We start from the raw sequence: 20,953 nt of genomic DNA on the forward strand, positions 1-20,953 counted from the left end.
AATGATGTCGCGCCCGCCCCGCGCCGCCGCTCAGACTTCCCACACACCGTTCGGTCGTTTAGTCGTGGGTTTCGAGCCGGTGCAGCACTTCGGTAAGCAGTCCCGGGCCGCTCATCCGGTACGCGGCTTCGTGCGGGCACGCTTGAACGCAGAACGGCTCGTTGCCGCCGCACAGGTCGCAGTTGACGGCGCGCCGGGCGGCGATCTTGAGCGGGTCGCCGCTGGGGTGCTGGGTCGCGGCCGGGTTCGGGGTGCCGCGGGCGGTCATGTGGATCGCACCGTAGGGGCAGTTGCGCTCGCACAGCCCGCACCCGATGCAGTGGTTCTCGATCACCACCTCCAGGTGCGCGCCGCGGCGGTGGATCGCGTCCACCGGGCACCCCTCCATGCAGTACGGCTTCTGGCACGAGCGGCACGAGGTGGCGACCAGGAAGTCGCCGAACCGCAGCCCCTCGCGGAGCAGCCGGGCGTTACCGTCGTGCGAGTCGGCGCACGCCTTGGTACACTCGTCGCACCGGGTGCAGCTCTTCAGGTCGAGCACCAGCAGCCGCTGCCCCTGGTAGAGCCCCTGGCGGACGTAGTCGCGGAGGACCGCCGGGGGCGGGTCCTTGGCGACGCCCGGGACCGCGCGGCGCGGCCCCTCTTCCATGTGCTCTTTGAGCTTCGGGAACCGCTCGCACAGCCGGCGGAACACCGGGCCGGGGACCCGCACCACCTCGACCGGGTCCAGCGCCGCGACGGTCGCGGTGCGCACCCCGGGGCGGTCCGACAGCAGCCCGCGCTCGCCGAAGCTGTCGCCGGCGGACAGCAGCCGCAGCACCTGCTCGGCCCCGCCGGCCGTGGTGAACACCCGCACGGTGCCCAGCCGGATGATGTAGAACGCGGCCGCGACGTCCCCTTCGGACACGATCGCCTCGCCCGCCTCGACCCGGGCGAACGTGACCCCCTCGCTCAGCAGGAACGTCGCCGCCTGCTCCCGCTCCATCTTGTCGAGCGCCTCGAACACGCGGCTGTTCTGCACGCCGGTCTGGATCGCGCGCAGGGTGTACATCTCCTGGATGTCCTCGCGGGCCGAGGCCGACCGCTGCATCATGTCGAGCATGTTGCGGGTGATCTCGTACACCACCACCGGGCCGCGCTTCTTCGGGTTCCGCGCGACGGTGGGCCATCCGTTCTCGTCGTACCCCAGGGTGAGTTCGGGGCTGTCGTCCTCGGCGACCGCGACCACGGTCGCGGTGCGCGGGCGCTGGGTGAAACAGGTCATCTCGCCGAGCACCAGCTCGTCCCCGGACGACACCTTCACCAGCGCCCCGTAGTCGCCCGCCGCGCGCTTCTTTTTCTTCTTCGCCCCGCCGAACAGGCTGCCGAGCAGCCCGAGCCGCACCTCGGGCTCCGGCCCGCGGACGTAGATCTCGAACGTGCCGGTCCCTTGCAGGAGGAACGCGGTGCTGCCGTACTCGCCCTCGTCGCACAGCACCTTGCGGTCGCCCGGGCGGATCTCCCACCGGCGCACGGCCCCCTCGTTCCACTTGAGGTACGAGTACGGGATGGAGCGGAACGGGAACACGACCCGCGCCCCGCGGGTGGGGCTCTCGTACAGGAGCCACACGTCCCGCATCTGGTCGGCGGTCAGGAAGTCGGACCCCTCCGGGAACGGGGTGTTCGGGTTCACCGGCACCTGCTCGGGCGAGTCGTCGCCCCACGCCCGGGGCCGCACGCGGCGGCGCAGCGACAGCGCGCCGGTGGGGCAACTGTTCATGCACTCGCCGCACTGCACGCAGGTGCTGTCCCGCATGACGCTGTCGAGGTCGAAGCTGATGCGGGTGCCGTACCCCTTGCCGGTGTGGCCGATCACCTTGAACGGCTTCACCTCGGAGCACGCCCGCACGCACCGGTCGCACACGATGCACCGGTCGTGGTCCACCACCACCGTGCGCGACGAGTAGGGGTAGTCCTTGTCGATCTGCGCGTTCCACTCCTCCCAGGCGTCGCGCAGCTCCGGCGCCTCTTCCGTCAGCTCGTTTTCGCGGAGGGTGGGGAGGAGGGGCAGGTTGACGCGCCGGGACTTGGGGATCGCCTCTTCGGCCGCGTTGCGGCTCGGCAGGGCGGCGGGCTTGCGCAGGCTCGGCCGCGCCTCCAGCACCTCCAGCGACCGGGCCACCGTGGACAGCTCGTCCTCGTACCGCTTGGTCTCGGTGAGCGGCTCGTGGAGGCAGTCGGCGACGAGGAACTCGGCGAGCAGCTTGACCGACTGGTTGACGCTGTCTGCCGCGTCCCGGATGGTCTTGGCGGTCTTTTCGTCGCCCGTGGCCTCGTCGCGCTTCTGCGGGTTGTACCCGTCGAGCCCGGCGCGGGTGGTGACCACCATATTGGTTTCGACGCGGTGCTGGCACGCGGGCACCAGCTTGCGCCCGGGGGTCAGCTTCCCGCGCTTCATGCTCGAGATGTGGACCGAGCACATGCGGCACACCGCGACCGGGGCGACGTGCCGCTGGTGGCACAGCACCGGGATGCGCTCCTTCAGCTCCTCTTCCGTCCACGCCCCGGCGGCGACGAGGGCCGCGGCGGCGTCGTAGATGGTCGTGGTGCGCGGGATCTCCTTGCCGTCGGCGTCGCGGACGACGTTCCCCTGCGCGTCGGTCTTGGGCACCGCGCGGGGCACCTCGACCGGGAACCCGTCGATGACGACGGTGACGAGGTCCCGGAACCGGTCGCGGGTCTCTTTCTCGCGCCGCACGAGCACGTCGTTGTCGTCGCGGGCGAAGAGGGACTCTTCTTCGCGGCCCAGGAAGATGTCGGGATCGGCGATGTCAGGCATGGTGGAACCCGTGTCCTGGCGAGCGAGGGCGCGAGCCCTGGCGTGACCTGTGGCGACGAGGCGATGCGTGCGCTGCGTGGGGGGAGCGGTGCCGGCCCGCTATTCGGCGGGCTTCCGCCCGTTCGCTTTGGGTGCGTCATCGACGAAGTACTCGAGCGCCGTCGCCAGCGGGATCGGGGCCACGTACCCCAGGCCGCAGATCGAGGTGAGCTGGAGCGTCTTCGTGATCTCTTTCACGTCCTTCTTGATCGCGGCCAGGTCGTCGGCCGGCAGCCGGCCCGCGCGGCGGCTCTTCAGCAGCCCCTCGCCGATCTGCACCAGCTTCTGCGACCCGAGCCGGCACGGCACGCACTTCCCGCACGACTCGTTTCGGTAGAACTGCGTGTAGTTCACCGCCTGGTCGAGCACGTCCACGTCGCCCGCGTACACTGTGATGGCGGCGCCGAGCATCGCTTCCACGGGGAGCCGCAGCGCGCCGTTCAGGTGCCGGAAAAAGTTCAGGTCAAGGGGGATCTTGAGCACGTCGAGTTCGGTCGCGCCGAGCGGCAGGTGCGTGTTGAGGAACCACTCCATGAAGTCCGCGTCTTGCGCCGAGCGGTCGCGGATGCGGGCGACCGCGTCCGCCCGCTTCTTGGCGTCGAACTTGGGATCGACCGGCAGCTTCGCCGGGACCAGCCCGCCGGACGGGCCGGACGCGGCCACCGCCCGCAGCGGGCCGGTGATCCCGCCGCAATACTTGTCCCCGTTGAACAGCTCGCCGAGGGTGAGGCCGATCGCGACCTCGTACACCCCGGGGCGCGCCACGTCGCCGCTGACCGAGAACAGCCGCCGCCCGCCGAACTTGATCTTCGGGTCGGTCGCCAGCCGCCACCCGCCCATCTCGTACTTGTCGCCGCCGAACAGGATGATCCCCGGCGCCCAGGCCAGCGTCTCGACGTTGTTCACCACCGTCGGCTTGTCGCGGAACCCGTTGGCCGACAGCTCCGGCGGCCGGTTCCGCGGTTGCCCGCGGCGGTCCTCCATTGCCTCGATCAGGGCCGACTGCTCGCCGCAAATGTACCCCCCCGGGCTCTCGAACACCTCGACCGGGAAGTTGCGTCCCGACCCGAAGATGTTCGGGCCGCACGCGCCGAGCTCTTGCGCGCGTTTGATCTCTTCTTTTAGGGCGTGGATCTGCTCGAAGTACTCGTGGCGGACGTAGATGTGCCCGCTGGTGGCGCCGGTCATGAGCCCGGCGAGGATGACCCCCTCCACCACGAGGTGCGGCATCCGCAGGAGGATCTCGCGGTCCTTGAAGGTGCCGGGTTCGCTCTCGTCGCCGTTGCAGACGATGTACTTCTCGTTGCCCGGCTGTTGCCACACGTCGAGCCACTTCTGGTACGCCGGCGCGCCGGCCCCGCCCATCCCGAGCAGGTTCGCCGTCTTGAGCTCCCACAGCAGCGGGTGGAACCGCTGGACGTAGGTCTCAAGGTCCTTGCCGCCCAGCTCGCGCGGGGGCGGCACGAGCGGCCGGATGAGCCGAGCCAGGTAGTCCGTGAACCGCTTGACGGCGCGGTAGTCGCGGGGCCAGCCCTGGCGCCCGTAGATGTCCAGCGACCAGCCCGCCGTGCGCGGCGCCGGGTGCTCCGGGTCGGCGATCACGCCCTTGGGTATCGCGTAACCGCGGTTGGTGTTGGTGTGCGGCTCGTAAGTCGCGTCGGTGTCCGGCTCGGGCGGGTCGCGGTCCGCGGCGAGGTCCCGCAGCACCCCTTCGAGGAACTCGCCGTCGCGCCCGGCGTAGACCCAGGCGTGAACGTGTTCGGGCATGGGCCGCTTCTCGACCCACACCGCCGGGGCGCGGTCGCACCGGCCCAGGCACGAAACGCCCTCGACGCACACACTCTTGCCGGTCGCCTCGGACAATTCGGCCGCGAGCACCGGCAGCCCGGTGCGCTCGTCCAGCAGCGCCGCGGCCCCGCGGTGGTGGCAGGTCAGGTCGCGGCACACCCGCATCTCGATCTCGGGCGGGTTGGTGCGTTCGAGCTTGAACGCGGGGAAAAAGCTGCTGACCTCCTCAATGCGGTACAGCGGCACGTTGATCTCGTGCGCGAGCGCCCGCAGCTCCTTATCGGGGAGGAAGCCGAACCGGTTTTGGATGTCGCGGAGCCGCTGAACGATCATCGCTGACCCTTGAGAGGTCGTAGGACGGAGGTCTGGGACAGAGGACGCCGGTCAGGAGCCAGAACGCACAGGTGTTTTCTTTGGCTACTGTTTTCTGTCGTCTGCCCTGTGCCCTCGGGTCTCATTCTTGCTTGGTGCTGCCCGTGAGCCACTGCTTGAGCGACAGCGGCGTTCCGCTTTCGCGGGCGGCGGCCCCACGCCCCTGGAGCGGGTTGTCGCCGTTGTGGTACCGGTGGCAGTCGGTGCAGTTGTGCCGGGCGCCGCCGCCCGCCACGTCGGTGCCGTCGGGCAGCTTGACGACAGTGCCGACCGGCGCGTGACAGGCCCGGCACGTGTTCAGCCCGAGGATCTGGACCGGCTCCGGTTTGTTCGCCTCGACCGGCGACACGTATGCGGCTGCGGTGCCGGGGTGGCACGTCGCGCAGGTGGCCCCGCGGTGTGATGCGTGGTTGAACGTCGCGTGCCGGAGCCAGACGGTGCGGTCCGGTACCGCCGCGATTTTCGTCCTCGCGCCGCCAGCGCCTGCGGTCACCGTGTGGCACTTCGCGCAGCTCCCGCGGCTGCCGAACAGGTTAGCCTCCGCGTCCGCGGTGAGGCGTTCGGCGGTGTGGCCCAGCGTCGGCGGGGCGAGCGGTTGTTGCGGGTCCAGTTTCCCGCCCAGTTCCGGCGGGCGGGCGAGTGCGGGGTGGCCGCCGTCGCTCAGCCCCTTCAGGTAGCCCGCCTTGAGTTCGGCCGCGAGGTCCGCGGGCTGCTTGCGGTGCGCCAGCTCGAACCGCGGCACGGCGAACTTCTTGCCCCCTGACTCGGCGACGGCCTCGGGGGCGGCTAGCGGGTGGCACGACCGGCAGTGCGCCTCGAAGTTGACCGGCAGGAAGTACGCACCTTCCGCGCGCGGCGGGAACAGCGCGTCCGCCGGGGCGCCCTTCGTCAACGTCGCCTTCACCTTGTCCAGTTCCGGGGAGCCGGCGCCGGCGTCGAGCGCGTGGCACGACGCGCACGCGAGCTGAACCTTCGCGCTGTCGGGTTGGCCGGGGGCGAAGCGGGCGACGGCCGCGGCACCGCCCAGCTCACGGAGCCGGGCGACGGTCATCGCTTCCTTCCCGTCCGCGCTGTACGCCTGCCCCGGACTCATGTGGACCGCGTGGCTGAACGTGAGTGTCCGCGGGCTCTTGGTGATGTCAAGCGACCGAAACTCCGGGTGGTCGGTCACGAAGTTGGTCACCTTGTTCGCGTAAGGCGGCTCGCCGCGGGCCGCGGTGAGCGACCGGTCCGCATCGTGGTACCGGTTGAGTTCGGCGTGGCACCAGTTGCAGTCCTTGTCGGCAAGCCGGACCAGCGAGTTGAGCCGCCCGTTATGGTCGTGGTGGCAGTTCGAGCACCGGTCGTGGAACGCCTGCGCCTCCTTATTGGAGGAGGCGTGGTGCGGCGGCCCCGCGTGGCACTTCTCGCAGGTGAGATCGTGCCACCGGTCCCGCGCCCGGAAGGCGTCGAGCGGATTCAGACTCACCTTATGCGCCTTGTGGCACGCCTCGCAGTTGTTGTCGAACGCCGCGTGGACGTCGGCGAGTTGGCCGTGCGAGTGGGCGTACTGGACCCGCTGGGCCGGTTTGGCCACATCGACCGCCGCCCAGACGCCGGCCCCGATGAGGGCAATGGCGGTGAGGGCGCGGCGGGCGCGGCGGAACACGTCGGGGCTGCGGAAGTACCCGCGCCGCCCGATGTACCGGTCCGACAGGTCGCGACTAGGGGAGCGGGGCATCTCTTAACCCGACGGTTGGTGCTCGGTGTCTCGTACCTGGTGCCTGCCATACGTTCGACGCGGGTGACCACGCACCGGTGCAGAACGTGTGGCCCGCCGAATGCAGTATGCAACACAACTTACCAGTACTTCAGCGCCCGGACCGCGTGGAGGACCATGAGCGAGAACATGGCCCACGACAGCGGGATGTGAACCAGGAGCCAGCCGTGCAGCCACGCGTGCAGGGTCCGCTGGTCGTCCCAGCGGCGGCGCAGGTCGGCGAGCCCCTGGAGCTTGTCGAGCGCGCCGCGGGCGTCCGGCGGGACCGCCTCCCGGAGCCGGGCGAACCGGCGCTCGGCCTCGGCGCGGGCGGTCAGGGGCGACCGCGACTGCCGCCCTTGTTCCAGATAAGGGAGCAGCACCTCGTCGCGGAACGCCTCGAGTTCGCCGGCCAGCGGTCCGCTGATGACCGGCTCGTCGGATTCGGACTCCGGGGGCACCGTGGTGAGCGCGGTGATGAGCTGCCGGGCCTCGTCGGCCTGGTACTCGCCGAGCCGGTCGATTTGCGACGCGATCGACTCGCCCGGGATGTCTGCGAGCATCTTTTGGGGGAGCCACTGCTGCATCACCAGGCCCCAAACGCCGCTCGCGATGACCGCAAGGAACAGCGCCATCGTGGCCGCCGGGAGCGGGCCGCCGAACCCGAACCCGCCGTGGATCAGAATCACCGGCAGGCACAGGAGCCCGAGCCAGATGTGCAACCGCATCCAGGTGCGGGTGCGGCCGAGCCGGTGCCCGCGCAGCATTTTGCGGAACACCAGGGCCATTTCGAACGCGATGATGATCCCGCCCGCGACCCCGCACAGCACCCCGAACCCGCTGCTGGGCTGCGGGGGCCAGTCCCACAGCCCGAGGAGCCCGCCGACCCAGGCGACGGCCGTGACGGCAACCGTGATCCCGACGGTGGCACCGATGATGGTGAACACCCGGCGCGGAACGGTCTTGGTCTTACCGAGAAGCACTCGCGGCTCCGATCATGACGCCGTATTTCGTGTTACGGTGAGGATAGTACCCCTCGTGCGCGGGGCGGTCAACTATTTCGAACAGGAACTTCGGCCCCGGTGACACCGGGGCGTCACCCGCGGCCGGCGCGCGACCTTGTGAGGCGCATTCGTGATGGACGGCGCTTGCCGTCCGGCCCGGAAATGTTGAACATGGGGGACGCACCGGCGGGCGCGTCCCGTGGCTCGCGTTTTGAACACCCGCTCAACTATTATCGGCTGACAATGAATCTCAGCGCGCGTACAGTTCTCGTCACACTGGTGGCGGCCGCGGTCGGCCTCGCGGTCGCGGTCGGCGCGGCCCGGGCCGTCAAACCCGACACCGTGACGGTTCCGAAGTACGAGCCGGTCCACCCGACTTCCGACGCGCCAACCGAGCGCCGGCCGGTCGGCGCGGTCGGGTGCATGGCCGCCGCGTGTCACGGCGCGCCCGCCGGTGAACTGCTCAACGGCCGGAGCGGCCCCGACACATGGGCCGCTTCGGGGAGCTGCTGGGCCGCAGCCGATCCGCACACGGCGGCCTACAGCCTGCTGACCGACCGCCCGCGGCGTAGCGTGGTGGTGACCGCGGCCCGGATCATGGCGAAGTACCGACCGGGGGTGAAGGCGACCGACGACGCCCGGTGCCTGGCGTGTCACACCAACCCGACGCTCGCGGAACTCCCCGCGACGACTGAAGTGGTTGCGCTCCGCGAGCAGGGGGTGAGCTGTGAGGCGTGCCACGGTAACGCGGGACAGTGGATTCAACCGCACACCGGGTGGACCGGCGACCGGGCGCAGGTGTACCGCGAGACCGGATTAAAACCGCTGTACGACATGGGCGAACGGGCGGTGACCTGCGCTGGGTGCCACGTCGGGGCGCCGGCCGACGGCTCCAACCCGGTGCGCGACATGAACCACGACATGATCGCGGCCGGGCACCCGCGGCTGAACTTCGACTTCGCCGAGTACCAGCGCCGGCTCCCGAAACACTGGCACGAGAAGGAACGAACGAGCGGCGCGGCCAAACTGAACGAGTCGCAGGTGTGGTACGTCGGGCGGTTGGCCCACGCGGAGACCGCGTGCCGGCTCCTGGGGAGCCGGGCGCAGCGGACCGAGGCGAACGACGCCCGGACGGTCTGGCCCGAGTTCGCCGAGTTCAACTGTGCCGCTTGCCACCACAACTTGCGCGCTCCCGAGGAGGACGGCGGGCACTGGCGCAAGAGCGCGGAATACCTCGACGGCCGCCCGATCGGTTCGACCCCGTGGCAAACGATCTGGCCCGTGACGCACGCGCCAGGACTGCCGCAGCCGCGCCGGGCGACCTCTGAAGTCGCGGCGCTGGTGCGGCTGATGGAGGGGGAGACCGGGCAGACGTGGCCCGACGGCCGGCCCAAGGTGCTCCGCTTCGCGAAGGCCCCGGATGCGAAGGGGCTGGCTCTCGCCACCGCCGATGCGCTCGCGGCGGCCCGGCGCGAGGCGGCGGCGGGTACGAAGGGGCCGCCGCCCGGGCTGTTCCCGGCGGGCGCGCCGCTTGTGCCCGAGTGGGACAGCGCGGAACAACTGTTCTTCGGGCTCGCGGCGCGGGAATACGCCCGGGGCGCGCCCGCCGCCGGGACCGTGCAGAAGTACCGGACCGGCGTGGACGCGTTTCGCGCCCGAGACTGGCTGAAGGTCAAGGACGTGTTCACCGGGCTGCGCTAGGAGCGCGGCCCGCGAAGGATTCCCCGCACGGATGCGACGGAAGCGAACCGCGAGTGTGATCGTGCGCGCCGTTCCCCTTGTTGCGATGGCCCTCGCCGCTGGCGTCGTCGCCGGTGGCCTGAACGCGGTTCATTCCTCTCATCCCCCGACCCGCTCCCCTCAACTCGCGTCGGCGGTGGGTGCGGCGGGCGACAAGCCTTACGGGGTCGGGGCGGCGCCGTTCGCGCACCGGCCGAGCACCTCGTGCGCCGCGTCCGCCTGCCACGGCGGCGGCGCGATCGGCAAGGCGGGCAGCGAACACTCGACCTGGACCCGCGAGGCCGCGCCGTCCGCGACCGGCGACCCGCACGCGAAGGCGTACAGCGTTCTGTTCAACCCGGTCTCGGTGCGGATGGGACAGTTGCTCGGGTTCGACGGCAAAAAGGAGCCGCTGCCCCACGAGAACACCAGGTGCCTCGTGTGCCACTCCGTGGCCGAGGGCGCGGGCGGCGGAGACGATCGCGAGCAGTTCCTGGCGGAGGGCGTGGGGTGCGGCGGGTGCCACGGGCCGGCGGACAAGTGGATCGCCGAGCACACGCTCCCGTCGTGGAAGGCCCGTTCTAACGAGTCCAAGTGGAAAGACTTCGGGTTCGTGCCCACGAAGAACCTCGTGGCGCGGACGCTGAACTGCGCGAGCTGTCACGTCGGCGACGGCACGCGCGACATGAACCACGACTTCATTGCGGCCGGGCACCCCAGACTGGCGTTCGAGCCGGCCCGCTTCCACGCCCAGCCCGACTACCGCAAGCACTGGACGGAGAAGGCCCCGGCCCGCGATTTCGAGGTTCGCGTGTGGGTGGTCGGTCAGGCCGCGACCCTTCGCGCGGCTGTGAATCTGCTTTACGAGCGGGCGCGGAAGGCCGAGACGCCGAACGTCTCGCACCCGTGGCCGGAGTTCAGCGGCTACAGTTGCTTCTCGTGCCATCAGACGATTGGGGGCGATGCGCTGCGGGGCGAACGGAGCGCAACCGCCCGCCCCGTCGGCAACCCGCCCTGGGAGGTGTGGGCGAACGCCGGCGCGGGTGTCGCGGCCGAAACTTGCGGCACGGCGTTTCCCGGGGTAAGCTCGCCACAGTTGTTGAAAGTGCAAGAGCTTCGCAAACTGATGGGGGCGAAGCGGGAGCCGAACCCGGCCGAGGTCGCGCGACTGGCGCTCGCCGCCCGGGACGAACTCGACCAGTGGCTGGCGCAGCTCCAGGCCGCCGAAGATCGGGAGCTTGTGCCCGTCCCCGAAGGGACGCCGCGCCGGATCGCGCACCTGCTCACCTCGCGGGCGCTGAACGGGGACAAGCTCGCGGACCACGACTGGGACGCGCTGGCGTCGACGTACCTGGGCGCCGCGTCGATGTGGACCGCGACCGGCGGTCGGGGCGGGCGCGAGGCGCTCTGGGGTGAGCCCCTGGCGCGGGTGTACGGCGCCCTGAAGTTCCCCCCCGGCTCGAACGGGCCGGTCAAGTTCGGCAAGCCGGAACTGGACACCATCTACAAGCAGCTCGAACTGCTGCGCGACACGACGGGCACACCGGAGGGGAAGTGATGACGACGGGACACGCGGGGCGGACCGCCCGCGCCGCCGGACTTGCGGCGGTGTTCGCGGGCCTCGCGCTCGGGCTGGCGGTCGCCGTCAGCCCGCCGCGGGCCGCTGTCGCCGCGCAGGATGACAAGAAGGAGCCGCCGCGCCCCACCGAGGCCCAGAAGAAGGACCACGCCCTGCTCGGCGCGTCCCAGTGCAAGAAGTGCCACTCGGTCGCCGACCGGAAGGCGGCGGGCCTTGAGGAGTACGAGGAGACGAAGGCCTACGACTTCATCCGGCTCTCGGAGAACATCGTGTGGAGCGCGCACGACCTGCACTCCACCGCCTACCGGAGCCTGCTGACCGAAGAGACCGCAAAGGGGTCCAAGTTCACCCCCAACAAGACGGCCGAGCGGATGGAGCAGAAGCTCCGCAAATACAAGGGCGACAGCTACCGGGTGGCGACCGACACCGCGTGCCTCGCGTGCCACGCGAGCGTGCGCCAGCCGGTCGACAAGGTCCCACCGGACGCGTGGAAGGCCGGCAAGCTGACCGCGGGGAACCTCGCGGGCGGCTCGTTCACCAGCCTCGAAGGGGTGGGCTGCGAGATGTGCCACGGCCACGGGACGATGTATCAGACGGTCCACCAGGCGTCGCGCGAGGGCGACACCAACCCCGGGGCGCTGAAGGTGGTCGACTGGCGGCTGTTCCCGACGGCGGTGAAGACGGAGTGGGGCCTTAACAACCTTCGCGACCCGGCCGTCGCGGCCCAGACGTGCGCGTCGTGCCACATCGGCAACAAGGCCGAGGGGCGGTTCGTGACCCACGACATGTTCGCGGCCGGGCACCCGCCGCTGCCGCCGCTGGACCTGATGGCCTACACCCGCGAGCAGCCGCGGCACTGGGGGTTCGCGGGCGACATGCCGTTCATCACCAAGATGGCCGAGAACAAGGCGACCGCGGACAAGGCGTTCGCACTGTACCGCTACCGCGCGGGCGAGTCCCTCGTGGCCCGGCGGTTCGCGGAATCGGCCCTCGCGGTGCTGGGCGCCACCGCCGGCCTCGGCGCGCAGCTCGCCGACGACGCGAAGGCCAAGGGCGACGGGCTCGACTTCTCGGCGTTCGACTGCTACTCGTGCCACCACAACCTGAAGTACCCGAGCGAGCGGCAGGATCGCGGCTACGTCGGGCGCCCGGGGCGGCCGCTGTACCGTCCGGCGGCGTTCGCGCTCGCCCGGCTCGTGCTCGACCACGCCGGCGGGATGACGGGCGGTGAGTCCCTCAAGGGGGCCGCGAACGAACTCGACAAGCTGGAACTGGAACTGGCCGACGCGTTCACCGTGAAGACCTACGGCGACGCCGACAAGGTGAAGGCCGCGACCGCGAAACTCGCGGCCTGGAGCGAGGGCGTCCGAAAGAAACTCGAGCCGGTGCGGTACACGCCCGAGGAGGTCGCCAAGCTGTTCACCAAGCTGACCGCGGTCGCGAGCGACGCGAAGAAGCCGGTCGGTGACCCGGAGGTCGCCCAACTGTACCTGTGGGCGGCCGAGACGCTGTACCTGGACCTCCAGCCCAAGGAACTGACGGATAAGGCGGTCGAGCCAAAGGCCCTCAAGGCGATGCGCGACGGGATCGCGGCGTCGGTCGTGACCCGGCTGCGCCCGGACACCGACTTCTACTATGAACAGCGCTTCGTCGAGGGGAAATCGAGTCCGATCGAGAAACCGACGACCAACGACTCGGTCGAGCGCCGGCTCGAAAAGCGGATGGACATCTTCAACGCCTTCCGCGGCGATCCGTTCCGCATGGCGGTCGAGGGGCTGAAGCTCCCGAAATAGTTCTTTGCCTCGGCGACCGCAAAACGGGTTCCCTTGAGTGGGAACCCGTTTTGCGTTATGTGCGTAGCCGGCGCGGAGTGCTCCGCTCGCGCCACTTACCGGGAAGAACCCGGCGGGCGAGGCACGCAGATGCGGATCGGTTCAGAGCGAACGGCCCGACGGCTCGATCGGGTTGCCGTAATTGGTCTTGTGGGCTGGCTTTTGTTCGATCTGACCGCACGCACGGTGTTCGGGTCGGTGCCCTGGCCGCAGTCTGTCGTCGATTACCGCATCATCTACGACGGCAGCCGACACGTCGTCGAAACGCACACCTACCCGACCGATAACCCGTACCCGTACCCGCCGCCTGCGGTCGCGCTCCACGCCGCCAGCGCGGTGTTCCCGTTCCGGGTGTCGGTGGCGCTGTGGCTGGCGCTGACCGGCGTGGCCGCCGCCGCCGTTTACTTCGCCCTCGCCCGCACGCTCGGGTTGCTCGTGCGTCCGGGACAACTCATCCTCCTACCGCTCGCGCACGTCGTGGCTGCGTACTACTTCCAGTGGGACATGCGGTCGGTGAACAGCAACCTCATCGTTCTGGCCGCACTCGTGTTCGGCTGCGCCGCGCTGGCACGGGCGCGCGACGGTGCGGCGGGGTTCTGGTTCGCACTGTCTGTTGCGCTGAAACTGCTTCCGGTGCTGGTGCTGCCGTACCTCGCGTGGACCCGGCGGTGGCGCGCGTTCGCCTGGGCCGTCGCGTTCTCGCTGGTGTTTTGGTGCGCGGTCCCCGTGGCGGCGTTCGGAGTCACGGGCGCGGGGCCGGTTTACGAGGGGTGGGCGGCTGAGATCACGCGCGCGACGGACGCGCAGACCAAAAGCCATCACCCGATTTTGATCTCACTCGATAAGGCCGCGTTGCACCTGTGCGCGGGTGACGCGGCGCGAGCGAAGGCGCTTTCGCTCGCCGTGTGTGTGGTGTGGGGGCTCGTGGGCGTCTGCGGGGCCGCGTCGTGCTGGGGGAACCGCGAACGCGACGCACGCAGCATCCTGACGCACGTGTCGCTGCTGGTACTCGGTCCGGTCGCGGTCAACCCGTACCTGGAAGCATACCACCTCGTGCCGCTGGTGGTGCCGGCACTGGTGCTTTTGGTTGTGGGCGCCGACCCGACGTGTGGCCGGTTCGTGCGGGGCTTCGCGCTCGCGGCGTTCGCGCTCGCGGTCCTCATTCTGAAGGTGTCCAGCCCGTGGCCCCTGCGCGGTTTGTTGGTGAACGCGCAGGCGCTCGTGTTGTGTGGTGCCGCGGTCGGAGTGGTGTACGGGCGTGCGAAATGGCGGATGCGGGACACGAGTGCAGGGCGGGTGGAAGAGGTGCGAGGGAACCGACTCACCGGTCTGGCCCGGCGCCTCGCGTTACACCCGAAGAGCTGATTGTGAGCACACTTCGACCGCGGGACAGGTCTGGGCGAACCGGGCGCGAGCGGCCCGTCAAAACATTCGTTACCGGGGCGTAACCGTTTTGTGGGTCAGGTCCGGTTCTCGTGGCTCTTTTCGTAGGCGTCCACTTTCTCGCGGCGGCGGGTGTGGCGCCCGCCCTCGAAGTCGGTCAGCAGCCACGCCCGGATGATGCGCTCGATTTGGTCTTCCCCGAGCAAGTCCGCCGCCAGACACAGGATGTTCGAGTCGTTGTGTCGGCGGCTCAGCTCGGCGTCGATGACATCGCGGCTGTTGACGGCCCGGATGCCGTGGACCTTGTTCGCCGCGATGCACATCCCGTGACCGGTCGCGCAGATGAGGACGCCGCGGTCGGCTTTACCGGCGGCTACCTCTTCGGCCACCGGGATCGCGTAGTCGGGGTAGTCCACGCCGGCCGGTCCGCTGGCGCCGAGGTCGTGCACCTCGTGCCCCAGTTCGGCCAGCAACCCGAGGACGCGCGGCCGCACGCACAGCCCGCGGTGGTCGTTGCCCACGGCAACCTTCATGACGCTACCCATTCGGGAAGGATCCGCTCCAGGTGCCGGACGACGACCCGGGCACACTCCCGGTACACGTCGAGACTCGCCCCGATCGGATCGTCCAAGTCTTCGTCGCCGCACAGCAACCGGGCGCCCGGGCCGGCCCCAGGGTATCGCGTCGCGAGGGCGTGCAGGTGGCCGTGCGTCATCGCGATGACGTCGTCGGCGGCGGCCAGCAGTTGCGGGTTCAGCGGGCGGCTCGCGTGCCGACCCAGGTCCGCACCGAACTCGGCCGCAACCGCGAGCGACTCCTCCGACGCCGGGCCGCCGCCGTAGGCCGCGACGCCGGCCGACAGCACCCAGAAACCGCGGGCCGGGAGTTCGTCGGTGGCGCACCGGAGCCGGTCGGCGAGGAGCTTCTTCGCGAGGCCCTCCGCCAGCGGGCTGCGGCACGTGTTGCCGGTACACACGAACAGAACGATCCGCGCCGCGAGCCGGTCGATTTCCTCCTTGGGGAACGCGCCGGGCTCAACGACAGCGTATCCCGCGTCGGAACAACGGACGACCGTTGGCTTCGGACCGCCACGCAGGCCGGCGTTGATGGACAGTGCGACCTCGGTGCCCGCGCGTGTGACGGCGTCGGCCGCCGATTCGGCCCCCGTGTCCGCGATCAGCACCGGCCCCAGATCGGCCAGCGCCGGAACGACGAGATCGAACAGCGGGTGTTCGGGGAACCGGAACCGCACGAAGCCGTTGGCGGCGCCGGGCACTTGATTGCCCGCAGGCACCTCGACCGTCAGCGGCGCGGGCCACGCGCGGGCCATGAGCCGCCGGGCCGTCTTCGGGATCGTTACGCCAGCGGCGGCCGCTTCCTCGGGGCCGAACACCAGCAGCGCCGGAGCGGGACGTTCCGGCGCGGTACCCGGCCGCCAAAGGACGACGTAGCCGCCGTCGCCCGGCAGGACGACGGCGCCGCCGGACGCGAGAGCGTCACGTGTGCGCTGCACCAGCCCTGACGGATCGACGGTCGGGTTCCAGTCGATCACGCTCGGCATGGCGCGGCGGTCCCCCGGACGGCAAGTGGAACTGTACCCAATATTAGAAAAGAAGAGGCGAAAGGGCGAGAGGGAGTCGAGAGTCTTGCTCATTGCTGGTTGTTAGACCAACGCCGCGGCTCGATCGCTCATGTGAGCGGCCGAACCGCGGCGCGGTGGGAGCCGCCGGCCGGTTCTACGGCTTGTTCGTTTTGAGTTCGTCGAGTCGTTTGGTCAGCGCGTCGAGCTGCTTCGCGAGTTGCTCGTTGCGATCTTTCAGTTTGGCGATCTCGCCGCTCGGGTCGGGCTGCGCGGTCAGCGGGGCCGGAATGCCGTTGAAGAGCGCGGTCTGCACCTGCGGGTTCCGGTCCTTCAGCTTCTGGGCCTCTTCCTTCGCGCGGGCGGCCGCGCGCTCGCGGGTGGTGACCAGCAGCACGTTCGCGTCCTCGATCGCGCCGGTGTCGGTCATCTCGCAGAGGGTGCGCACCGCGGCATCGACGGGGGTGTTCGCGAACCGGACCGTGACCGGGGCCTGGCGCACGGCGGCCGGGACGGTCGGCGAGAGGGTCACGTTCGCCCCGGTCGCCTCGGCGATCTCGTCGACGATCTCGGCCAGCGGCTTGTTCTTGAAGCTCGCGTTGACCAGCCCGCGCTTGGTGAGCGGCTTGGAGCGGAGCAGGTCGGTGACGGTGAGCAGCGGCGCGTCCTCGCCGTTCGTCGGGTCGGGCGTGGTCGAGAGGACGCCGGACTCGTAGGCGGCGAACGTGTCCGGTACGATCTTGATGTGGTCCGGGTACACCAGGAACTTGGCCTCCGCTTGCTCGCACAGCATCGTGAGGATCGTTTCGATCTTCACGCTCGTTAGCCGCGGCAGTTTCACCGCCAGCTCCCCGCGGACGGTCTCGTCGCTGGCGATGTGCCCCTGGTCGCCCTGGCGGGTCAGCACCAGCGGGAGTTCGTAAGCGGTGGCGATCACGTCGACGGCGTCGCGGAACTTTCCCTCATACCGCCCGAGCGTGACGCGGCTGGCGAGCAGCTTGTTCAGGTCGACCTTTTCGGCCTTGGCCTGCGCCGGCACCGGCGCGCCGGCGGGTTCGGTCGTTTTGGGCGGCTGCGCGAGGGCGGTGCCCAGTGCCGCGACGAGGGCGCAGACGGTGAGCGTGCGGACGGTCATACGGAACCTCCGGGAAGTGAGACGTGCCAGACGCCTAACGCACGAACGCGGCTGGCGTTGGTGGCGCGCCGGTCGCGGAGTTCCGCCTTACACCCGCCGGGGCGGGCGGTTGTACTTCTGGTCCAGGGCTTTTCGCATCTCGTGCGTGAGGTTCAGAGGTGAGTACACGAGCCGCCGCAGGCCGCGCCAGTATGGGCTGTTGAGCAGCGCCCGAAAGCCGGTTTCGCCGATCGGATTGTTGCTCAGGTCGAGCAGGTCGACCCGCTCGAGGTGCGGGCTGTTGGCCAGCGCCCGGACCCCTTCGTCCCCGATGCCGCAACTCGTCAGGGTGAGGGCGGTGAGGCCCGCGAGGTGGGGGCTGTGGGCGAGCACCACGGCGCCCGCGTCGTTGAGCGTGTTGGACCCGAGGTGCAACTCCTCCAGCCGGATTGCCGTGTGGTCGGCCGCCCGCCGCCCCAAAATCGCCTGGAGGCCCGTGTGCGTCAGCTCGTTCATCGTGAGGTCCAGGACCGGCACGGTGAGCAGCGCGTGCGGGCGCGCCAGCGAGAGCAGCCGCGGGGTGCCGATTTCGTTCTCGCCCAGTCCCAGCGTCCGCAGCGAGGTGAGCCGGTCGGACCCCGCGAGCGCTTCCGCCCCGCCGGGGCCGAGCCGGTTCTCGCGCAGCTCCAGCCGCCGGAGGTTCCCGAGGTGCGGTGACCCCGCCAGCGCGAGCGCGCCGGTTTCGCCGATCTCGTTTTCGCTCAGATCGAGTTCTTCAAGCGCCGGCAGGTTGGGGGAACCCGCCAGGTGCTCTACCGCGTCGTCGGCCAGCCGGTTCCGGCCGAGGTGAAGGACCCGCAGCGCACCGAGGTGTGGCGACCGCGCGACGGCGCGGGCCAGCGGCTCGCTCGCGTGCTGCGCGTACACCGTTAGCGCCGACAGCCGGCTCAAATACGGGCACTGCATGACCGCCGGCAGGTTCCCGCCCACGTCGAGCAGGTGGACGCGCCGCACCGGCGTAGCGTCGAAGATCCGGTGCGCGTGCTGAAGGAACTGCTTCGCCTCGACCTTCACTTCGTCCACGAACCCGCGGCGGAACACCGGTCCGCTTATGAGCCCGCGAAGCGGTGCCTCCCAGGTGTCGCGATGGGCCGCGAGTAGCTGGCGCTCCTCGGCCAGTAGCGCCGGGCGCGCCCGGTCGCCCTCGGGAAGGTGCGCCAGCGCCAGTTGCACGCGAATGAACCGCCCGCGCGGGTCGCCCTCCTCGTCGAGCCAGTCGGCGAAGATGAGCCGCTGCGCGTCGTCGTCCGGGTACGCCCGGATGCGCTGAAGGAAGGCTTCGGCCTCGGTCTGCATAGCGGCCCGGTTCCGCAGGTGGTCGTCCCACTCAGTTTAGCACGTCGCTCCTTCCATCTGGTTCCACACTTGTATCGGATTCGTCGCGGCAAATGGGATTGTTACTCTGGACGAAATAGTGAATTAGGTTAAACTAATTTCTAGTTTTGCTGAGGCTACAGCAACGAAGGAGAACGGTATGCTTTGCACTCGAAGTTCTCGGTGGCGGCGCAATGGGGCCTCTCTGAATTGGGGCGTGCGAGTCGCCTTTACCCTGATCGAGTTGCTGGTGGTGATCGCGATCATCGCCATTCTGATCGGGCTCCTGCTTCCCGCCGTTCAGAAGGTGCGTGAGGCGGCGGCCCGGCTGAAGTGCAAGAACAACCTGAAGCAGATCGGGCTGGCGCTCCACAACTGCCACGACCGCGGCAGCGCGTTCCCGCCGGGGTACACTTCGACGGCGGCCAACTCCGATGCCGGTCCGGGTTGGGGGTGGGCCGCGCACCTGCTGCCCGACTTGGAGCAGGACAACCTGCATCGGGGCATCGACTTCACGCAGCCGATCACGGCAGCGGGAAACCACGACGCGGTGCGCCAGGTGAACGTGCCGTTTTTCCGGTGCCCGTCGGACCCGCGGCAGGAGCCGATTCAGCCGGCAGAATTCACCGCCGCCGCCGGCCTGACCACGCCGCTGGGGCGCACCAACTACGTCGCGTGCTACGGGAACACGCCGTTTCTGGGCGAGTCCGCGGCCGTTCTGACCACGCACCTCGTTGTTGATGGGGTGAGCGGGAAGGGCATGTTCTACCGCAACAGCAGGACGCGGATCGCGGACGTGACTGACGGGCTCTCGAATACGCTCGCTGTCGGCGAGAAGAACGCGAAGAACACGATGGCGACGTGGGTGGGGGTGATTCCGGGCTCGCAGTGGCGCAGCGCGAACGACACCGCGAACTACGGCGGGGTGCCGTCCAACATCGCGGCGGCGAAGGTGCTGGGGCACGCGTGCCGGCAGCACCCGCCGAGCGCGGAAGCGGGTGTCGCCGAGGACTTCTCGTCGCCCCACATTAACGGCGTCAACATGCTGTTCGCGGACGGGTCCGTTCACGCGGTGCGCACGAGCATTGACATGGGCGTGTACCCGTTCACCGCCAGCATTTCCGACGGCCGCGCGCTCAGCATCGATTTCTGATCACGGCCGCCGCGACCATCACGAACGCCGTGTGGTGGTCGCGGCGTGTTGCTCGTGTCTGCTGATAACTGGTCGTGTGCCGGATTGTCCCGACTTCGCGCCGTCCTACACGGCCTCGCGTGTACGAAGAAGATTTTGACAGGATCGACAGGATAAACAGGATCGGCAGAATTAGGACGGATTCTGTCAAAATCTACTTGGCTTCTCGTCGCGCCGTACCAACCCGATGCGCACTGACTGAGCTTCTGCTCTGATACCCCCTTGCGGTAGAGTTCGAGAGCATTCGTGGGTTGGCGCCAGGGGTGGTACGCTCTTGTCGGGAGGCGTGTCGCACGTCCGTCACGATCCGGTCTGCCATCGTTTGGCCGTTGCAACTCCCGCTGGAATCGATCACCCGTTTGGGAGCACGTTGGAAGGTGCGAGTGATGTCTGAGGATAAGACGAATTCCAAGGCCAAACGCGCGCCTCGGGTAAACAGGGCTGATAAGCCGGCTGCCGCGACCGGCGCGAAAGCCAAGTCGGTAGCGACAGCCGGCGCCGGCGGGCCGTCCGCTTCCCGCCTCATCGACCAGCGGATAAGTGACCTGGGGGGATGGCGCGGGGAGGCGCTGGCTCGGGTGCGGGCGCTGATCCTGCAAGCCGATCCCCAGGTGACCGAAGAGTGGAAGTGGAACAATCCGGTTTGGTCCCATCACGGCATCGTCTGTACCGGTGAGGCGTACACAAAGGCCGTAAAGCTCACGTTCGCCCGCGGTGCCAGCGTCCCGGACCCGTCGCGGCTCTTCAATTCCAGCCTGGAAGGCAACACCCGAAGAGCGATCGATATTCACGAAGGCGAAGAGGTTGATGGGGATGCGTTCAAAGCGCTTGTCGCCGCCGCAATCGCTCAGAACCTGACATCGGTGAAAAAAGCACGATCGGGTGCGCATGAGGTCGGCCCGGTGAAACTCCTTTCGGGCGGAAACCCGCAGATTGCGAAGGGAGACGGTGACGCCCCGGTGCAGGCGTACATCGCCGCAATGCCGGGTTGGAAGCACGACATCGGCCGCTGGATCGACGCGCTCGTCGTCCGGGCGGTGCCCGGCGTGTGCAAAGCCGTGAAGTGGAACTCGCCGTTTTACGGCGTCGCAGGACGAGGTTGGTTTCTGAGCGTCCACTGCCTGACGAAGTACGTCAAGGTGACCTTCTTTCGGGGGCTCTCGTTGCAACCCGTTCCCTCCGGTGGCACGCCGAAGAGCAAGGACGCACGCTGGATCGACATCTACGAAGGCGACGCGCTCGATGAGGCGCAGATGACGGCCTGGGTGGAACAGGCGGCGGCGTTGCCCGGCTGGGCGCCTTGAAGGTTTTTGCTCGGCAGATTGTTGGTGCTTCGGGGCTTATTGCGGGCGCGGGCGTCCTGGTGGCCGAAAAGGGCGGCGCTGACGCGATCCGTGCCGCGCGGGCGTGAGGCGAAATGAG

14 protein-coding genes are annotated in these 20,953 nt (G+C 69.2%); 6 read left to right on the top strand and 8 right to left on the bottom strand.

Annotation, left to right across the window (positions count from 1 at the left end):
• Nucleotides 1–58: 58 nt before the first annotated feature.
• The 4 genes from GobsT_RS09175 to GobsT_RS09190 all read right to left on the bottom strand — a co-directional run bounded on the left by GobsT_RS09175 (nucleotide 59) and on the right by GobsT_RS09190 (nucleotide 7,738).
• Nucleotides 59–2,818, bottom strand: coding sequence for a cyclic nucleotide-binding domain-containing protein (locus GobsT_RS09175; protein WP_109571184.1), 2,760 nt, complete (start codon nucleotides 2,816–2,818; stop codon nucleotides 59–61).
• A 99-nt stretch (nucleotides 2,819–2,917) separates the two neighbouring features.
• Nucleotides 2,918–4,978, bottom strand: a complete 2,061-nt coding sequence (locus GobsT_RS09180; protein WP_010043186.1) for an NAD(P)H-dependent oxidoreductase subunit E — start codon at nucleotides 4,976–4,978, stop codon at nucleotides 2,918–2,920.
• A 121-nt stretch (nucleotides 4,979–5,099) separates the two neighbouring features.
• A complete protein-coding gene (locus GobsT_RS09185; protein WP_010043184.1) occupies nucleotides 5,100–6,737 on the bottom strand; it encodes a cytochrome c3 family protein in 1,638 nt (545 codons plus the stop codon).
• 119 nt (nucleotides 6,738–6,856) lie between these two features.
• Complete coding sequence (locus tag GobsT_RS09190; RefSeq protein WP_010043181.1) at nucleotides 6,857–7,738, bottom strand: hypothetical protein; 882 nt, start codon at nucleotides 7,736–7,738, stop codon at nucleotides 6,857–6,859.
• 192 nt (nucleotides 7,739–7,930) lie between these two features.
• Between GobsT_RS09190 and GobsT_RS09195 the strand changes: the two genes are divergently transcribed.
• From GobsT_RS09195 to GobsT_RS09210, 4 genes are all read left to right on the top strand, one after another.
• Complete coding sequence (locus GobsT_RS09195) at nucleotides 7,931–9,460, top strand: multiheme c-type cytochrome (protein WP_010043179.1); 1,530 nt, start codon at nucleotides 7,931–7,933, stop codon at nucleotides 9,458–9,460.
• A gap of 61 nt (nucleotides 9,461–9,521) precedes the next feature.
• Entirely contained in the window at nucleotides 9,522–11,036 is a 1,515-nt protein-coding gene (locus GobsT_RS09200) for a multiheme c-type cytochrome (RefSeq protein ID WP_157506815.1), read from the top strand.
• On the top strand, nucleotides 11,036–12,850 hold the full coding sequence (locus GobsT_RS09205; protein ID WP_010043176.1) for a multiheme c-type cytochrome: 1,815 nt from the start codon (nucleotides 11,036–11,038) through the stop codon (nucleotides 12,848–12,850). Before GobsT_RS09200 ends, GobsT_RS09205 begins: the two co-directional genes overlap by 1 nt.
• 129 nt (nucleotides 12,851–12,979) lie before the next feature.
• Nucleotides 12,980–14,254: a glycosyltransferase 87 family protein gene (locus tag GobsT_RS09210; RefSeq protein ID WP_157506812.1), complete on the top strand. Its 1,275-nt coding sequence runs from the start codon at nucleotides 12,980–12,982 to the stop codon at nucleotides 14,252–14,254.
• A 95-nt stretch (nucleotides 14,255–14,349) separates the two neighbouring features.
• Here GobsT_RS09210 and rpiB read toward each other — a convergent pair whose 3' ends face one another.
• The 4 genes from rpiB to GobsT_RS09230 all read right to left on the bottom strand — a co-directional run bounded on the left by rpiB (nucleotide 14,350) and on the right by GobsT_RS09230 (nucleotide 18,321).
• On the bottom strand, nucleotides 14,350–14,805 hold the full coding sequence (gene rpiB / locus GobsT_RS09215; RefSeq protein WP_010043173.1) for a ribose 5-phosphate isomerase B: 456 nt from the start codon (nucleotides 14,803–14,805) through the stop codon (nucleotides 14,350–14,352).
• Nucleotides 14,802–15,833, bottom strand: coding sequence for an arsenate reductase/protein-tyrosine-phosphatase family protein (locus tag GobsT_RS09220; RefSeq protein ID WP_010043171.1), 1,032 nt, complete (start codon nucleotides 15,831–15,833; stop codon nucleotides 14,802–14,804). Before GobsT_RS09220 ends, rpiB begins: the two co-directional genes overlap by 4 nt.
• Before the next feature lie 175 nt (nucleotides 15,834–16,008).
• Nucleotides 16,009–16,986, bottom strand: coding sequence for a DUF5320 domain-containing protein (locus GobsT_RS09225; protein ID WP_010043169.1), 978 nt, complete (start codon nucleotides 16,984–16,986; stop codon nucleotides 16,009–16,011).
• Nucleotides 16,987–17,073: 87 nt separating this feature from the next.
• Nucleotides 17,074–18,321, bottom strand: a complete 1,248-nt coding sequence (locus GobsT_RS09230; RefSeq protein WP_010043167.1) for a TIGR02996 domain-containing protein — start codon at nucleotides 18,319–18,321, stop codon at nucleotides 17,074–17,076.
• 235 nt (nucleotides 18,322–18,556) lie between these two features.
• Here GobsT_RS09230 and GobsT_RS09235 point away from each other — a divergent pair, with 235 nt between their 5' ends.
• Together GobsT_RS09235 and GobsT_RS39480 are read left to right on the top strand one after the other, a co-directional pair.
• A complete protein-coding gene (locus GobsT_RS09235) occupies nucleotides 18,557–19,492 on the top strand; it encodes a DUF1559 domain-containing protein (protein WP_010043166.1) in 936 nt (311 codons plus the stop codon).
• 425 nt (nucleotides 19,493–19,917) lie between these two features.
• Complete coding sequence (locus GobsT_RS39480; RefSeq protein ID WP_071529304.1) at nucleotides 19,918–20,835, top strand: DUF1801 domain-containing protein; 918 nt, start codon at nucleotides 19,918–19,920, stop codon at nucleotides 20,833–20,835.
• Nucleotides 20,836–20,953 lie beyond the last annotated feature (118 nt).

It is taken from the genome of Gemmata obscuriglobus, assembly GCF_008065095.1.
GTDB lineage: Bacteria > Planctomycetota > Planctomycetia > Gemmatales > Gemmataceae > Gemmata > Gemmata obscuriglobus.

Bases quoted from the DNA above. Each gene is read 5' to 3' on its own strand.
- rpiB (WP_010043173.1), bottom strand. From the start codon at position 14,805: ATGAAGGTTGCCGTGGGCAACGACCACCGCGGGCTGTGCGTGCGGCCG.
- GobsT_RS09175 (WP_109571184.1), bottom strand. From the start codon at position 2,818: ATGCCTGACATCGCCGATCCCGACATCTTCCTGGGCCGCGAAGAAGAG.
- GobsT_RS09205 (WP_010043176.1), top strand. From the start codon at position 11,036: ATGACGACGGGACACGCGGGGCGGACCGCCCGCGCCGCCGGACTTGCG.
- GobsT_RS09230 (WP_010043167.1), bottom strand. From the start codon at position 18,321: ATGCAGACCGAGGCCGAAGCCTTCCTTCAGCGCATCCGGGCGTACCCG.
- GobsT_RS09180 (WP_010043186.1), bottom strand. From the start codon at position 4,978: ATGATCGTTCAGCGGCTCCGCGACATCCAAAACCGGTTCGGCTTCCTC.
- GobsT_RS39480 (WP_071529304.1), top strand. From the start codon at position 19,918: ATGTCTGAGGATAAGACGAATTCCAAGGCCAAACGCGCGCCTCGGGTA.
- GobsT_RS09225 (WP_010043169.1), bottom strand. From the start codon at position 16,986: ATGACCGTCCGCACGCTCACCGTCTGCGCCCTCGTCGCGGCACTGGGC.
- GobsT_RS09185 (WP_010043184.1), bottom strand. From the start codon at position 6,737: ATGCCCCGCTCCCCTAGTCGCGACCTGTCGGACCGGTACATCGGGCGG.
- GobsT_RS09220 (WP_010043171.1), bottom strand. From the start codon at position 15,833: ATGCCGAGCGTGATCGACTGGAACCCGACCGTCGATCCGTCAGGGCTG.
- GobsT_RS09210 (WP_157506812.1), top strand. From the start codon at position 12,980: ATGCGGATCGGTTCAGAGCGAACGGCCCGACGGCTCGATCGGGTTGCC.
- GobsT_RS09195 (WP_010043179.1), top strand. From the start codon at position 7,931: ATGGGGGACGCACCGGCGGGCGCGTCCCGTGGCTCGCGTTTTGAACAC.